The sequence below is a fragment of the Pseudomonas sp. 15A4 genome, from assembly GCF_016925575.1.
In the GTDB taxonomy this organism is placed as follows: domain Bacteria; phylum Pseudomonadota; class Gammaproteobacteria; order Pseudomonadales; family Pseudomonadaceae; genus Aquipseudomonas.
This window is the reverse complement of the sequence record NZ_CP068986.1, coordinates 3707390-3725115: the sequence shown is the minus strand read 5'-3', so window position 1 is coordinate 3725115 and position 17726 is coordinate 3707390. Positions and strand designations below refer to the sequence as shown.

Below are 17726 nucleotides of genomic sequence, written 5' to 3'. Positions count from 1 at the left end.
GGCAATGTCTCCCCCTGCTCAAGCGCTGGCGCCAGACATCGACGTCACCCCACCGGTCGACACCACCGCGCCCAATGCGCCGGGCAACCTTGTGGTGAGCGCCGACGGTACGCGCGTCACCGGTTCGGGCGAAATCGGCGCGACCATTCAGGTTCGCGCCGCCGACGGCACGTTGCTGGGCAGCGCCATCGTCGCGGCAGACGGGACCTTCAGCCTCACGCTGAACCCAGCGCAAACCGATGGTCAGTCGCTGACGGTCAATGCGGTCGATGCCGCCGGCAATGTCTCCCCGCCTGCTCAAGCGCTGGCGCCAGACATCGACGTCACGCCGCCCGGCGGCGATGTCACACCGCCCAATGCACCTGCTGGCATCGCGATCAGCGGCAGTGGCTCGATTGTCAGCGGCCGCGGCGAACCCGGCAGCACTGCCAGCGTCATAGACGCCAATGGCAACGTGCTCGGTACCGCTATCGTGGGGACTGACGGGCTCTTCAACATCAATCTCGGCGCCCCGCAAAATGCCGGGCAAGTCCTGCAGGTCACCCTCACCGATGCGGCTGGCAACACCTCCGCCAACGTACCACTGCAAGCACCGGACACCACGCCGCCGGTGGCACCCTCGGCTTTGGTTCTGTCGGCCGACGGCCTGACCCTCACCGGTCGAGCCGAAGCGGGCGCCCGCGTACTTGTGCGCAATGCGTCGGGTGCGGTCATCGGCGCCTCCCGCGCTGGTGTGGACGGTACATTCAGCGTGAGCCTCGATACCGCGCAGACCAACGGCGAGACACTCAACGTCAGCGTCACGGATTCGGCCGGCAACACTGCCTCGGCCGAGCTTAACGCCGCCGACACCACGCCTCCCGCCCAAGTCGCCGATGTGGTGATCAGCGCAGACGGCACACAGGTCTCAGGCAAGGGAGAAGCTGGCGCGACGGTCACCCTAATCGCCAACGGCACGCCCATCGGCACGGCGGTGGTCGGCGCCAACGGCACCTTCGCTACCACCCTGGCACCGCCGGTCAATCCCGGTGATCAGGTGCAAATCAGCCAGACCGATACCGCAGGCCTGGCGTCCCCCGTGCTGGTGGTCACGGCGCCTGACGCCAGTGGTCCGGCAACGCCTTCCGGCCTGGTCATCAGTGGCGACGGCACGCAGCTGACCGGGACCGCCAGCGCCGGTTCGGCGGTCCAGGTGCGTGACGCCAACGGCGTGCTGCTTGGCAGTGCAACCGTCGGCAGCAACGGCAGCTTTACCGTCGCCATCACCCCGGCCCAGGCCAATGGCGAAGTGCTCGACGTGGTGGCGGTCGACGGTCAGGGCGAGAGCTCGGTCACCGTTCCCGTCACCGCCCCCGACATCACCGGCCCAACTGCCGCCACTGATCTGGCTGTGGCCAACAACGGCCTGACCCTGACCGGCCGTGGCGAACCGGGCTCGACCGTTTCGGTGCGTGACGCCCAAGGCAACGTCATCGGAACGGACGTGACGTCCGCGACCGGCAATTTCACGGTCAGCCTCGCTTCGGCGCAAACCAACGGTCAGGCGCTGCAAGTCGTGCTGAGCGACGCAGTCGGGAATCCATCGCCCATTGCGCCGGTCAGCGCGCCGGACCTCAACGGCCCCCTGCAACCCTCCGCCATCGGCCTCGACGTCGGCGGCACGACGCTGACCGGGATCGGCGAGGCCGGTTCGACGATCACCGTCACCACCGTCAGCGGTACCGTGCTTGGCACGGCCATCGCCGCCGCCGACGGGCGCTTCAGCGTGACGTTGAGCAGCCCGCAGAACAATGGCCAAACCCTGCTGATCGGCGCCAGTGACAGCACCGGCAACCCGGCTTTGCCGGTGACCTTTGTCACCCCGGATACCCAAGCGCCCGCTGCGCTGACCAACGTCGCCCTCGACGGCACTGGCCTGATCCTCACCGGCACCGCTGAGTCCGGTGCCACAGTGACGGTGCGTGATGCCGCGGGCACTATCATCGGCAGCGGCCAGGCGGGTGCCGGCGGTAGTTTTACCCTGACCTTGACGTCGGCACAGACCGACGGCCAGCTGTTGCAGGTCACCCAGGCCGACGCCGCAGGCAATCAGTCCCAGCCCGTTCCCGTCACAGCGCCGGACCTCAGCGCACCGCCACCTTTGACCAACCTTGATCTGTCGGCGAACGGCCTGATCGTCACCGGCAACGGCCAGATCGGTGCCACCGTCACCGTTAGGAATGCTTCGGGCGGCACGCTGGGCACCGCCGTGGTCGGCAGCGACGGACGCTTTGAGGTGACCCTGTCCAGCGCGCAGATCAACGGCCAGAATCTCAGCGTTACTCAAGTCGATGGATCGACCCTGGCCTCTCCGGCTGTTCCCTTGCAGGCTGCGGATATCCAGGCACCGGACGCGCCCACTGCGCTCACCCTGAGCGCCAACGGCCTGACGCTGAGCGGCCAGGGCGAACCCGGCGCCACTGTCAGCGTGCGCGACGCCAGCGGCAACGTGCTGGGTATCGCGACGGCGGACCCGGCAACCGGTCGCTTTGACGTCCCGCTGAACGCGGTTCAGGCCGACGGCCAGGTCCTGCTGGTCAGGCAGAATGACGCAACGGGCAACCTCTCCCCTGCGGCCTCTTTAACCGCACCGGACACCACGGCGCCGGCTGCGCCGACCGGAATCACCATCAGCAGCGACGGTGTGACCGTTTCCGGCACAGGCACTCCCGGCGATACCGTGCAAGTGCGCGATGGCAACGGGACCTTGCTGGGTTCGGCCATCGTCGCCAGCAACAACAGTTTTGTGGTAACCCTGAGTCCGGCGCAGCTGGACGGACAGGTGCTCAGCGTGACTCAGACCGACGCCAGCACCCTGCCCTCGCCGGCAGGTTCCGTCACGGCACCTGACATCACCGCACCGCCAGCACCAAGCGACCTTGATCTGGACGCTAACGGCGTGCTGACCGGGACCACCGTGCCCTTCGGCTCCGTGAACATCCTCGACGCCAATGGGGTTCAGATCGGCACTGCCGTGGCCCTGGCTAACGGGACCTTCACCTTCAATGTCACGCCGATCCTGAGCAACGGCGAGACGGTGCAAGTGGTTGCGACCGATGGCACCAACGACTCGCTGCCCACTGCTGTGCTCGCGCCTGACACCACCCGCCCGGTCCCTGTGTCCGATCTGGCGATCAGCCCCGGTGGCGATGTGGTTTCCGGTACCGGCGAGCCTGGCACCACCGTCACCGTTCGCGGCCCCGGTCCCGGCAACGTGCTGCTCGGCACCGGCACGGTTGGCCAGGATGGCAGCTTCGTCATCGGCCTCAATCCGCCTGCTGCCAGCAATACCAATCTGGAGGTCATCAGCACCGACGCCAGTGGCAACGCCTCCACCGCCGTCATCCTCCCAGGGCCGGACGGCACGCAGCTGGCGACCCCCAGTGATATGGCCATCAGCAGCGACGGTTTCATTCTCACCGGCGCCGCCACCCCAGGCAGCACAGTCAACATTCTCGACAGCAACGGCGCGAGCCTGGGCAGCGGCAGGGTCAACAGTTTCGGCCGTTTCAGCATTCTCATGCGGTTCGCGCAGTTGAATGCTCAAACACTGCACGTCACCTCGACCGATGACGCCGGCCAGACCTCGGTGACCGCCCTGGTGGTGGCCAACGACCTGACGGCCCCCGAGGCGCCGACCAGCATCACCATCAGCCCGGATGGCAGCGTGGTCTCGGGCCGTGGCGAAGCCGGCTCGACGGTGGCCATCACCAACAGCAGCGGCACGTTGCTGGGTTCCGGCACCGTTGCACCCAACGGCACTTTCGCTGTCATCGTGACGCCGTCGCAGCTGGGCGGCCAACCGCTGACGGCCAAGCAAACCGACCTGGCGGGTAACGTCTCGCAAACCGGGGCCGTTCTTGCTCCGGACCTGACCCCGCCCGACGCCGCCACCGGTCTGACCATCAATAACGTCGGCACCGTGGTCAATGGCGTTGGCGAAGCCGGCGCGACCGTCACGGTCCGCGACGCCGCAGGCAACATTCTCGCCACCGGCATTGTCAACCAGAGCGGCCAGTTCCAGGTGACCCTGCCAAACGCCGTCACAACTGGCGCGCCGCTCACGGTCACCCTGACCGACGCGGCGGGTAACGTGTCGGCCGGCGCCAGCCTGACAACCGTGGACACCACGCCACCGGCCCTGCCGCAGAACCTGCTGATCAGCGCCACCGGCAGCACCCTCACCGGTACCGGTGAGGCCGGCGCGACCGTTAGAGTCCTCGACGCCAGCGGCGCGCTGCTTGGTACCGCGCTGGTGGCCAGTGACGGCACCTTCACCGTGACCCTCGCCCCCGCGCCCAACAACGGCCAGGCCCTCGACATCAGCCAGACCGACCCGAGCGGCAATGTCTCACCGTCGGCGAACCTCACGGCGCCGGACATCAGCCCGCCTGCCGCGCTCACTCAGGTGTCGGTGAACGCCGACGGCCTGACGGTGGTTGGCCGTGGCGAACCTGGCGCAACGGTGTCGGTGCGCACGGCCGGCGGTGCCCTGCTGGGCACGGCGCTGGTGGCGGCAAACGGCGCGTTCAGCGTGACGCTGAGCACGGCGCAGATAAACGCCGAAGTCTTGACCGTCACCCAGGAAGATCCGCCCGGCAACGTTTCGACGGCGGTCAACGTGACATCCGTTGACCTGACTGCACCGGACAGCCCGACCGCCCTGCTGCTCAGCGGCAGCGGCGTGCAACTGGCAGGGAACGCCGAAGCCGGCAGCACCGTGACCGTGCGCGATGCCGCGGGCAATGTCCTGGGTTCTGGCGTTGCCGGGACCAATGGCGTGTTCCAGGTCAGCCTGTCCGGGCCTCAACTCAACGGCCAGCGCCTTACCGTCACGGCCACCGATGCGGCTGGCAACGTCTCGGTGCCCGCGCCTTATCAGGCCGCTGACACCGTGGCGCCCTCCGCGGCCAGCAACCTGGCCATCAGCGCCGATGGCCTGACCCTGGGCGGTAGCGGCGAGGCCGGTGCAACCGTGGTCGTGCGCGATGCCAATGGCAACGCGCTGGGCACCGCCACTGTAGCGGCCAACGGCAGCTTTACGGTCGGACTGACCCCTGCGGCAGCGGCCGGCGGCACGTTGACCGTGGTTCAGACCGACGCCGCCGGGAATGCGTCCGATGCCGCCACGGTGGTTGCTCCCGGCAATCTCGCGGAACCTGCTCCCGTCAATCTGGCCCTCAGTGCAGACGGCCTGACCCTGACCGGCACCGCCAACGCCGGCAGCACCGTCAGCATTCGCACCGCCTCCGGTGTCCTGCTGGGCACGGCGCTGGTCAATGGCGACGGCACGTTCAGTGCGCAACTGAATGCCGCGCAGCTCAACGGCGAGTCGCTCTCGGCCATTGCCACCTCCAGCGACGGCATCAATTCGCCGGCGACCGGTTACCTGGCAGCGGATGTCACCGCTCCAGGGCCGCTCACCGACCTGGTGCTCACCGCCAATGGCGTGACCTTGACCGGTCAAGGTGAAGCCGGCGCAACCGTTACTGTGCTGGGCGCAGGCGGGTTCATTCTTGGCACCGGGCAAGTGGGGGCCAACGGCAACTTCACCCTGTCGCTGAGCCCCGCGCAAATTGCCGGCCAGTCCCTGAGCATCAGCCAGACCGACGCCGCCGGTAACGAATCGGCCAGCATCGCGCTGACTGCCAGAGACCTGATCGCACCGGATGCGCCGCTCGCCCTGGCGGTGACGCCAGACGGCGCGGTGCTGTCGGGCACCGGTGAACCGGGCGCGACGGTCAATGTGTCCAACGCCAGCGGCGCCCTCGTCGGGTCCGGCAGCGTGCGCATCGACGGCACGTTCCAGATCACCCTCACCACACCTCAGGCCAATGGCGAACTGCTGGCCGTGACCCTGACCGATGCGGCCGGGAATATCTCCCTGCCCGCCAGCCTGACCTCGGTCGACACCACGGCACCGCTCGCGCTGACCCAGCTGGGCATTTCCAGCGACGGCGCGACGCTGACCGGCCGCGGTGAAGCCGGGGCAGTTGTCACGGTCACCAATAGCCTCGGCACTCCGCTCGGCACGGCGACGGTGGGCAGCACCGGGGCCTTCACCCTGGTGCTGGTCCCGGCGCTCTCCAACGCCGAAGTGCTGACGCTGGTGCAACGGGATGCCGTCGGCAACGTGTCACCGCAAGTCAGCCTGACAACGCCTGACTTCACGCCGCCCGATCCACTGGACAACGTGCGCATCAACGCGGCAGGCGCCGTAGTGACCGGTACCGGTGAAGCCGGGGCCACTGTCACGGTCCGCGATGCCGGCGGCACGCTGCTCGGCACCACGCTGGTGCTGGCGGACGGCTCTTTCAGCGTCACGCTCTCCACCCCGCAGATCAACAGCCAGGTGCTGAGCGTTCAGCAGGCCGATCCACCCGGCAACGTCAGCGTGCCCGCGACGGTCACCGCCCCCGACCTGACCCCGCCGGCGGTCGCCACCGACCTGCAGTTCAATGCCTCGGGCAGTGTGCTCAGCGGCAGCGGCGAGGTTGGCGCAGCCGTGCGCATCACCCTGGCCGACGGCACCCAGGTCGGTGCCGGCAACGTGGGCGTCGACGGCAGGTTTCTGATCACGTTGACCCCGCCTCAAAACGCCGGTCAGCCCGTGTTCGTCGTGCTGACTGACGCGGCAAACAATCCCTCGGCTGCGGGTTCCATCGCGTCACCCGACCTGACGCCGCCCGCCGCCGTGACCAACGTTCAGATCGATGACACCGGCGTGGTGGTCAGCGGTCGCGGTGAGACAGGTGCCCGCCTGGTAATCACCGATGCCACCGGCAACATTGTCGGCACGGGCGTGGTCGGCGTGGATGGCAATTTCGCGGTCACGCTGTCGGTGCCGCAAAGCAACGGCGAGCTGTTGTCGGTGGTCCAGCGTGATGCGGCGGGCAACCCGTCCACGGGCACGCCTGTCACGGCGCCGGACTTCACGCCGCCACCGCTGCCGGTGATCACCGGCCTGGTGAACGGGCTGACGCTGAACGGCACCGGCGAAGCGGGCGCGACGGTCAGGGTGACCAGCGCCAGCGGCGTCGACCTCGGCAGCGCCACGGTGCAGGTCGACGGGAAATTTAGCGTCGCACTGACGTCTGCCCTACTCAACGGCCAGACCCTCAACCTCACCCAGACTGACGTCGCCTCCAACGTCTCCGCCACGCTGGTCTATCAGGTCGACGACGTGACCGATCCGCTCGCCGTCAGCAACCTGTCGGTCAGCGGGGACGGGCTGGTCCTCAGCGGTCGCGGCGAAGCCGGCGCTACAGTCACGGTATCGGTGGCGGGCACGCCGGTGCTCGGCACGGCCATCGTGCGGGCAGACGGCACGTTCAGCGTGCCGCTGTCGATCGCCCAGACCAATGGTCAGTCGTTGACGGTCGTGCAAGTCGACGCCGCGCAGAACGACTCGACGCCGGTGCCGGTCATTGCGCCGGACATCACGCCGCCAGCAGTCCCGGTGTTCGTCTCGCTCAACAGTGACGGCACGACCCTGCAAGTCACTGCCGAACCCAACAGCACGATCGCGGTGACGTCGGCCAACGGAACCCTGCTGGGTTCCGCTCAGGCGAACGCCAGCGGGCAGTACTCGATCACGCTGAATCCGGCGCAGATCAACGGGCAGCTCATCTCCATCGTGGCGACGGATGCGGAGAACAACCATTCCGCGCCGCTGGTCCAGCAGGTGCCGGACACTCAGGCGCCCGATCCGGTCACCAACCTGGCCATCAGCGCCGATTACCTGCTGCTGGAAGGGCGTGGTGAAGCCGGCGCGCTGGTGACGGTGAAAAACGCTCTGAACATAACCGTCGGCAGCGGGACAGTGGCGGCCAATGGCACGTTCGCGCTCACGCTGAGTGCCGGCATCACCGCCAACGACGTCCTGACGGTCGGTCAGGCAGACGTCACCGGCAACGCCTCCGGGACGTTCAACCTCACCGTTCCGGTAACACCGCCACCGAATGCGCCGACCAATCTGCTGATCAGCGCCGACGGCCTGACGGTCACCGGCAGCGCCGCAACGGGCACCACCATCACGGTGTACAGCGCGACGGGCGTCGTGCTCGGTACAGCGAATACCACTGCGGGCGGCACGTTCAGCGTCACCCTCAACGCTGCGCAGACCAACGGCGAAAGCCTGGGCGTGACGGCCAGCACTGCGGCGGGCGGCGCATCGCTGCTGGCTGCGGTCGTGGCGGCTGACACCACGCCGCCGGCGGTGCTCGCCGACCTCCAGGTCAACGCCACCGGCACCCTGGTGACCGGTCGAGGCGAAGCCGGGGCCACGGTCACCATCACCACCGGCGGCTCAACGCTCGGCACCGCGCTGGTCAATGCCGGCGGCACCTTTGCCCTGACGCTGAGCCCGGCGCAAGCCAACGGCCAGATCCTCAACGCGTTCCAGACCGACGCCGCATCGCAGCCGTCCGCCATCGTGACGGTCACGGCGCCCGACATCACCGCACCGAACGCACCGTTGCAACTGACCCTCAATGGCGCGGGCACCGTGCTGAGCGGGATCGGCGAAGCCGGTGCGACCGTGACGGTGCGCAGCAGCCTCGGCGTCGTGCTTGGCACCGCGACCGTTGCCCTTGACGGCACGTTCAACGCCAACCTCTCGGCGGCGCAACTCAATGGCCAGGTGCTGACGGTGAGTCAGCGCGACGTCGCAGGCAACCTCTCGGTGCTCGCCAATGTGACTGCCGTCGACACTACGCCACCCGCTGCGCTGACCAACGTCGCGCTGAATGCCGCAGGCCTGCAGGTCAGCGGCAACGGTGAAGCCGGAGCGACCGTGCGCGTGACCAACGCGGGCGGCGGCGTGCTCGGCAGCGCAGTGGTCAATGCGGCGGGCGGGTTTGTCGTCTCGCTCTCCAGCGCGCAGTTGAATGGTCAGGTGCTGAGCGTCCAGCAAGTGGACGCGGCGAGTAACCTCTCGGCAGTCGCGACGGTCAACGCCCTCGACGTTCAAGCGCCAAATGCGCCTTCGGCCCTGTTGCTGGCGGCTAACGGCCTGACCCTGAGCGGCAGCGGTGAGGTCGGTGCGACGGTCAACGTATTCAACGCGGGCGGTACGCTGCTGGGGACCACCACCGTGGGCGTTGGCGGGACGTTCAACGTTACCCTCAACGCCGCGCAACTGGACGGCCAGGCGCTGACGGTGCGTCAGGTCGACGTCGCTGGCAACGTGTCGGCCGCCGGCAGCCTTCTGGCACCAGACACCACGGCGCCCGGGGCACCAACGATCGTTGCGGTGAATGCCAGCGGTACGGTGGTGACCGGCACCGGTGTCGCAGGTTCCACGGTGACCGTGAGCAATGCACTGGGCGCTGTCCTCGGCACAACGACCGTGGCCGCCAATGGCAGCTTCTCGGTGGCACTGAACGCCGCGCAGATCAACAATCAAGTGCTGAGCATTACCCAGGCGGACGCGTCGGGGAACGTATCCCTTGCGGTGAGCGCCATCGCGCCTGATCTGACACCCCCAGCTGCCCCCGGCGCGCTGCTGGTCAGCGTCGATGGCCTGACGGTCACCGGCAGCGGGGAAATCGGTTCGACGGTGCAAATCAAATCCGTTGGCGGCGCAGTGCTCGGGACGGGTACCGTCGGCGCCACGGGGCTGTTCAGCGTCACCCTCGCCCCCGCGCAGATCAACGGCGAAACCCTGCTGGTCAGCCTCACCGACATCAGGGGCAATCTTTCCGTGACGGCCAACGTCACCGCGCCGGACATCGACGTCAACACGCCGGTGGTCGCCAGTGACAACCTCGCTACCGCCACGGTCACCCTTGTGCCGGTGAAAACCACGCAGAACTTTGCGGACTCCTTCACCACATTGCTGGCCGGGTTCTCCAAGGCGTTTGTGTTCACCGTCAACAGCGGCACCCGCCTCGATCCGACCCTGACGCTGACCACCGGCAGCCTGGTGTCGCTGCTCGACGGCGTGGTCTATACGCTGCAAGTGAAAAACGCCAGCGGCAACTGGGTGACCCTCGACGTCAACGGCAGCGGCGGGCTGCTCGATCTGGTGGCGCTGACCGGCCAGGGCGTGCGGGTGAACATCGGTGATCTGCTGGGTGGCGACTACCGGCTGATCGTGTCCAGCACTGGCATTGGCGTGGTGACCAACGTCACCACGCAACTGCAGCTGGATGTCACCAGCCTGACCCAGTTCAACGGGGTGGCCGGTACCGCCGTGACCGGGAACGTCATCACCAACCCGGGCATTGACGGCCAGGCGGATGTCACCGGCCCGGACAACGGCGCCGTGTTGCAGGTGCTGAAAAACGGCAGCTATGTCGCGGCCAGCGCGGGCATCACGGTGCAAGGCCTGTATGGCACGCTCACCATCGACGCCAGCGGCAACTACAGCTACAGACCCGACGGGGCGGTGACCAGCGTCGGCAAAGTGGACGTCTTCAGCTATCAACTGGTACACCCGAATGGCCTGAGCGACACGGCCAATCTGTACGTGCGCATCGACAGTCCGCAAGCCACCGAGGTGTGGAGCGACAGTAACCTGGCCAGCCCGGCCTTTCTGGTCGACGCCACCAACGACATCGCGATCAGCGACATCACCCTGGTCAACAAGGAGGTCATCACCACCTCCACGCTGGGCCCGTTCCTCGTGCCGCTGCTGGGCGGCAGTGGCTCATGGACCACCAGCGTGGCGGCGGGTGCGATCAGTGACCTGACCGTGGTGGTCAACTCCTCCAACCTGCTCAGCCTGCTCGGTTCGCTGAACCTGGGCCTGTACAAGCTCAACACCACCACCGGCCAATACGTGCTGGTCAAGAGCTATGCCGGCGGCTCGCTGGCGAACCTGGGCGGCGGCAATTACGCCGCGCGCTTCGATGACCAGGGGCCCGGCAGCTATCAGGTCAGACTCGCCGCCGGGGGCATCGGTGTCGCCAGTACGGTCAACATCAGCCTGATCAACGATGCAACCTATACCAATCAGTTCGTCGTCGGCAGCTACACGCCGGTGTCGGGCAATCTGCTCACCGACACTGCCGGCGGCGGTGCTGACGTGCTGGGCTCGGCGTTCACCGTGCTCAACGTGCTGGCGGCCGGCAGTTACGTGACGCCGGGCTACAACGGCACCACGATTGTCGGCACCTATGGCTCGCTGCTGGTGCAGGCCGACGGGCGCTACACCTACACACTGACGCCCGGACAGACGGATGCGGTCATCGGCCGTGAAGACGTCTTCACCTACCAGCTCAAGCACCCCAACGGGACTACCGACACGGCGACGCTGACCATTGATCTGGAACAGGCCGGTGCCGTCGTCACTACCTCGTTTGCGGCGCTGTCCACTGTAGCGAGCGTTGATGATCACAGCGCCACCGCCATTGCCACCACCGGTGCCGAGCTGATACAGGGCACGGCAGGCAACGACACGCTGGACGGCTCCCATGGCGGTGCCGTCACGCTGCAAGGCGGCGCCGGCAACGACACGCTGATCATCGCTGACCAGCACTTTGCCTCGGTCGATGGCGGCACGGGTACCGACACGCTGCTCTGGGCGGGAGGCGATGCCACCATCAACCTGGGTGATCTGCAGGACCGGATCAACAACATCGAGGTGCTGGACCTGAACCACACCAGTGCCGTCGCGCTGACCATCAGCCTGGCGGACCTGGTGTCCATTACCTCGGCAGACAACAACACCTTGCTGATTAAAGGGGGCAGCGAGGACACCGTACACATGACCAACACCTGGGTCGCCGGCGGTGCGCAACAGGCTGATGGTGTCGATTACACCCAGTACACGCCGCAGGAAGATCCAACCCATCATCTGTGGGTGCAGAACGGTATTCACGTCGTTTGATCAGCCCGCCGTCTGGCGCTGCCAGCGGCGGGGTTCAACCGGTCGATCAATGCGCTCGACCGGTTGATTCACTAAAGGGAAGCTCTGTATTCGTACAGTAAGGAAGCCATGTGGAGCGCGTTCGCAAGCAGAAATGGCCGGCGGTCGTCCTGACCCTCGGCCTGTGTCACCCGATATTCTCCGTTGCGCTGGCGGAGGATCAGATTGATCCCGGCCTGCGCAGCATCAGCCCTTCGCGCTTGCAGGCTAAGCCCGCGGATCAGCGGCGCAAGGGCGATGGCACGGCAGACAGTTCCAAAGGCAGTGCACCAGACAATGCCAAAGGCGGTTCCGCCCCGGGGCAGTCATGGTCAAGGAAGACAGCCAGACCCTGGGTCTGGAACAGGCGGTCAGGCTCGCGGTTGACTGGCACCCCAGCATCAGCGAAGCGATCGGCACCTTGTATCAGCAGGCCGAGGGCATCAACGTGGCTGAAGCCGGTTATTACCCGCAGATCTCCGGCGGGATAAAAGGCGGTTACACCAGCGGCTACGGCAGCGACGACGGCAGCCAGTCCGTGAGCATTTCCCTCAAGCAGATGCTGTACGACTTCGGCAAGGTCTCGAATTCAGTCGAGGCGGCCCGGGCCAAGGTAGCGCGCAGTCAGGCCAGCATTCTGCTGACCATCGATCAGGTCAGCCGCGACACCGCATTCGCCTACATCGAAGTCCAGCGTTATCAGCGTCTGGTGGAGGTCGCCCGTGAGCAGATTCGCGGGATCGGCGACATCGTCGAACTCGCCAGACAGCGCAGCGACATGGGTGCGAGCACCCGCTCCGATGTGGTTCAGGCGCAGTCCCGCGCCGAGGGCGGCATGGCCACGCTGCAAGAGTACAAAGCACTGTATGCGCGCTGGCAGTCGACGTTGACCAACCTGCTCGGGCGGCAGACCCCGCCCCAGGTCAGTGACACGTTCGACACCTCGATGAGCGACGCCTGTAAGGGGCCACTGGGCACTGACGCCCTCCCCGCGGTGCTGCAAGCCGCTGCCCAGCGCACCCAGGCCCAGGCCGAGCTGGCCCAGGCAAAGGCCGAAGCCTACCCGACGCTGTCGTTGCAGCCGTCGATCAACCAGTTTCTGGACGACCATTACGACGACCAGAACACGAGGATCAATCGCACCCAGGCCGGGATCTTCCTCAATCTGGAAGTGCCGATTTACCAGGGCGGTGCCATCAGTGCCCGCAGTCGCGCCGCCAACTACGCGCTCACCGCCGCCGATTCCGCCGAAGACGCCGCCCGTTTGCAGGCGCGGCAAGGGCTCGGCGAAGCCCAGGCGCAGACGTCCGGGCTGACGCGCCGACTCAGTTCGCTCGAATCGCGGCAGACCAGCATCACCGAGGCCCGCGAGTTGTACGGTCGGCAATACCTGGAGCTGGGCACCCGGCCGTTGCTCGACCTGCTCAACGCCGAACAGGAAATCCACCAGTCGCGCTTCGACCTGGCCAATACCCAGGCCGACCTGCGCCGTCTGCAAATCGACTGCCTGTACAACAGCGGTGCGCTGCGCCGCGCGTTCGGCATCGATCACAGCACCATCCAGCACGTGGAGATCCTGCCATGACCGAGACCATCGTCATTCCCGAAGCGCCCGCGGCAGGCCCTGATCGTCCGGACTACTCGCCGTGGGTGGAAGCCATCCTCATCGTCGCCCGGCATTACCGGCTGGACGTCTCGCCCGAGAGCGTTCGTCTGGCGTCGACCAACAGCGAGGGCCGCGCCGAGGAAGTGGTGCGACACATGGCGCGTCAGGCGGGCCTGAGCGTCAAGTTCGCCCACTACGACCGTAAAAGCCTGTCGCGTTGGCGCACGCCGCTGCTGGTGCAACTGCGCGACGGCCAGGTCGGCGTGATCGAAAGCGTCAGCGAGCAAGGCGAACTGGGCATCGCCTACAGCGGTGATCAGGGCCTGCAAAGCCGTATCGACCCGGCCGTGCTCGCCGAACAGGCGCTGCGCACGGTGATCCTGCGGCCCATTCAGCCCCTGAGCGACGTGCGCACCGACGACTACATCAAGCCCTACGACGAGCACTGGTTCAGGCGCATCGTCCTCAGTGACCTGCGCCCGTACCGCCAGGTAATGCTGGCGTCGCTGGTCGCGAACCTGCTGGGCATGGCCGGCGTGCTGTTCTCCATGCAGGTCTACGACCGAGTGATTCCGGCCGAATCCCTGCCGACGCTGTACGTGCTCTTCGGTGGCGTCATGCTCGCGCTGGTGTTCGACTTCGTGATGCGCATCATGCGTCTGCGCATCACCGACGTCATGGGCAAGCGCGCCGACCTGCGGGTCTCGGACCTGGTGTTCGGCCACGCCCTGCGCCTGCGTAACTCGGCCCGGCCGAAATCCACCGGTTCGTTCATTTCGCAGCTGCGCGAGCTGGAGCAGATCCGCGACCTGATCACCTCAAGCACGGCAACGGCGCTGGCGGACATGCCGTTTTTCTTCCTGTTCCTGCTGGTGTTCTACCTGATTGGCGGGCCACTGGTGCTGATTCCTCTGGTTGCGCTGGTGGCAATGGTGCTGCCCGGCATCCTCGCTCAACGCAAGCTGGCGCGGCTGGCCAATGCGTCGATGCGCGAAGCCGCGCTGCGCAACGCCATGCTGGTGGAAACCGTGCAGGGCATGGACGACATCAAGGCGCTGCAGGCCGAGCAACGCTTTCAGCAGCAGTGGAATCATTACAACGCTGCGTCCGCCGACAGCAGCCTGAAACTGCGTTCGCTGACCAACAGCCTGGTGGCCTGGACCCAGAACGTGCAGGGCGCGGTGTTCGCCGTGGTCATCGTGTTCGGCGCGCCAATGGTGATTGCCGGCGACCTCACCACCGGCAGCCTGGTGGCGGCCTCGATGCTGGCCTCGCGGATGATGGCGCCGATGGCGCAACTGACCCACGTGCTGACCCGCTGGCAACAGGCAAAAGTCGCGCTGCAAGGGCTCAATCGGTTGATGCAGATGCCGGTCGATCATCCCGAAGGCAGCCAGCGCGTGCATCTCCCGTCCATTCGCGGGGATTACGTGCTCCGTCAGGCCGGCTTCAAGTACAGCGAAGAAGCATCGCCGGCCTTGAGCGGCATCAACCTGAAGATTCGCCCGGGCGAGCGCGTTGCCATTCTCGGGCGCAACGGCGCGGGCAAGTCGACACTGCTGCAGGCGCTGGCGGGTTCAATGGATTTGTCCAGCGGCGAGACCACCGTGGACGGCATCTCCCTCGCTCACCTGGACCCGGCCGACCTGCGCCGGGACGTCGGCCTGATGTCACAGCAGGCGCGGCTGTTTCACGGCACGCTGCGGGACAACCTGACCCTCGGCGCGGGCCAGGCCAGCGATCAGGAAATCATCGCCGCCCTGGCAGTGACCGGCGCGCTGGAGTTTGTCCGCCAGATGCCCAAAGGCATGGACCACCTGATTCTCGAAGGGGGTTTGGGCCTGTCCGGCGGCCAGCGCCAGAGCCTGCTGCTGTCACGCCTGCTGATTCGCCAGCCCCAGGTACTGCTGCTGGACGAACCCACGGCGTCACTGGATGACATCACCGAACGCCAGTTGCTTGAAAAACTCTCGACCTGGTGCCAGGGCCGCACGTTGATCGTCGCCACCCACCGGGTCAGCCTGCTGCAACTGGTGGAACGGATCATCGTGCTGGACAACGGCCGCATCGTCATCGACGACCACCGCGACGCCGCCCTCACCCGACTCAAGCAGCCGCAAGGAGCGCAGGCATGAACGCATTGACCACCGAACAAACGCCTCGGCTCGGCGACCAGATCACTTACCTCGATGGCCAGGACGAGCGCAGCATCACCGGGAGCGTGCGGGTGATCTGGGTCTGCGCGCTGATGCTGGCGTGCTTCATCGCCTGGGCGGCCTGGTTTCAGGTCGTGGAAGTGTCCACCGGCACCGGCAAGGTGGTGCCCAGCTCCAGGGAGCAGCTGATTCAATCCATGGAGGGCGGGATCATCAAGGAGCTGAATGTCAGTGAAGGCACGCTGGTCGAGCGCGGCCAGGTGCTGGCGCAGCTGGATGCGGTCAAGAGTGAATCGAACGTAGGTGAGAGTGAGGCGAAGTACCGGGCGGCACTGGCCAGCGTCAACCGGCTGCAGGCCGAAGTCAGTGAGAAACCGCTGACCTTCGACGCCTCGCTGGACAAGTACCCGGAGCTGCGTCGTGCCGAAACCGAGCTGTTCAACGCCCGCCGCAAAGGCTTGGCTGAAACGCTGACCGGCATCGAGAGCTCGTTGAAACTGGTGCGCAGCGAGCTGACCATCACCGAGAATCTGGCAAAAATAGGCGCTTCCAGCCGGGTCGAAGTCCTGCGCCTGAACCGCCAGCGCTCCGAGCTTGAGCTGAAGGCCACCGAAGCGCGTTCGGAGTACATGGTGCATGCCCGGGAAGACCTGGCAAAAGCCAATTCCGAAGCGCAGATGCTGTCTTCGGTGATCCGCGGGCGCAGCGATTCGTTGTCACGCCTGACCCTGCGCTCGCCGGTGCGCGGCATCGTCAAGGACATCGAAGTCACCACGATCGGTGGGGTGGTGCCGCCCAATGGGCAGCTCATGCAAATCGTTCCGCTGGATGAGCAACTGCTCATCGAAACGCGCATCTCGCCCCGGGACATCGCCTTTATTCACCCCGAGCAGCAGGCCAAGGTGAAAATCACGGCCTACGACTACTCGATCTACGGCAGCCTGGACGGCAAGGTGGTGACCATCTCGCCGGACACGATTCAGGATGAAGTCAAACCGGAAATCTTCTACTACCGGGTGTTCATCCGCACGGACTCGGACGTGCTGCGCAACAAGGCAGGTAAAACTTTCGCCATCGTTCCGGGGATGATCGCCACCGTGGACATCCGCACGGGTGAAAAGACCGTGCTGGATTACCTCATCAAGCCCCTCAACCGCGCCCGAGAAGCCCTGCGCGAGCGGTGATCAGTTGGCGGCCAGGTTGGTCGGCACGGGCGTGGCCGGCTTGGCCTGGGCCATGTAGCGGGTCCACTCGCGGTTGATCTCGTTGTACGGCAAAAAGATGCTGACGCGGGGCTGGTTGGCCAGGTCAGGGCGCTTGATCCTGGCCAGGTCGTTGGCGGTCAGCAACGCCACGGTGATCCCCACCACCTTGCCGTCTGCCGCGAACACCGGACCGCCGGACATGCCCTTGGCGACCGGGCCATCATGGGTGCCGTACATCACGTTGCCTTCTTTGGCGTCCAGACGAACCATGGCCGGCAGCGCATGGCCGGTGCCTTTCACCGACATGTAGGCGGAGTTGAAACCCACGGAAGTCAGTTCTTCACCGGGCTGGTACGAGCGCCACATCGGCACGCCGTTGGCCTTGTGCTTGAAGAATTGCACGTCGCCCTGCCCCTGGTAGACCGCACCGGATACGTAAGGAAGGTGCTTGACCGTCACGGCATAATCTTCATTCCACTGGATCGCGGTGCCCATCATCAGATAGGGCAACGGCGCACCGGAGTGGACGACGAAGGCTTGGTCAAATACAGGGTCCTGAGTAAAAGCGGTGGGCATTCCGTTGCACCCGCTGATCAGCACTGAGGCTGCAACAAGTGACTTGAAGGGGCGCATGATGTTCCGTGGGCATGAGTGGATGGCGGAGTGAATATGTCATTGAGCCATCACTTACTCAATAGGCTGAGGCTACCGCTCGTCTACTACCGATACATTTAATTCATTGGATCCAACCTGTTTGAATTTATCAGCCGATAGAGCCAATCGATTAGGCACTCATTTGTACGGATTCAAAATATATGGCGCCCGTTCTGAATTATTTACGCCCTTGTCCTATCAGATGCAGATCGGCC

Annotated in this window: 5 protein-coding genes; 4 read left to right on the top strand and 1 reads right to left on the bottom strand. The window is 65.9% G+C overall.

Features of this window, described 5'->3' with window-relative positions; translation table 11 throughout:
• Positions 1-4 precede the first annotated feature (4 nt).
• From JN403_RS16490 to JN403_RS16475, 4 genes are all read left to right on the top strand, one after another.
• On the top strand, positions 5-11872 hold the full coding sequence (locus JN403_RS16490) for a BapA/Bap/LapF family large adhesin (protein WP_205483265.1): 11868 nt from the start codon (positions 5-7) through the stop codon (positions 11870-11872).
• 346 nt (positions 11873-12218) lie between these two features.
• Positions 12219-13475: a TolC family outer membrane protein gene (locus JN403_RS16485; protein ID WP_205483264.1), complete on the top strand. Its 1257-nt coding sequence runs from the start codon at positions 12219-12221 to the stop codon at positions 13473-13475.
• Entirely contained in the window at positions 13472-15631 is a 2160-nt protein-coding gene (locus JN403_RS16480) for a type I secretion system permease/ATPase (RefSeq protein WP_205483263.1), read from the top strand. Before JN403_RS16485 ends, JN403_RS16480 begins: the two co-directional genes overlap by 4 nt.
• A complete protein-coding gene (locus JN403_RS16475; protein WP_205483262.1) occupies positions 15628-16836 on the top strand; it encodes an HlyD family efflux transporter periplasmic adaptor subunit in 1209 nt (402 codons plus the stop codon). Before JN403_RS16480 ends, JN403_RS16475 begins: the two co-directional genes overlap by 4 nt.
• Here JN403_RS16475 and JN403_RS16470 read toward each other — a convergent pair whose 3' ends face one another.
• Complete coding sequence (locus tag JN403_RS16470; RefSeq protein ID WP_240356611.1) at positions 16837-17433, bottom strand: serine protease; 597 nt, start codon at positions 17431-17433, stop codon at positions 16837-16839.
• Positions 17434-17726 lie beyond the last annotated feature (293 nt).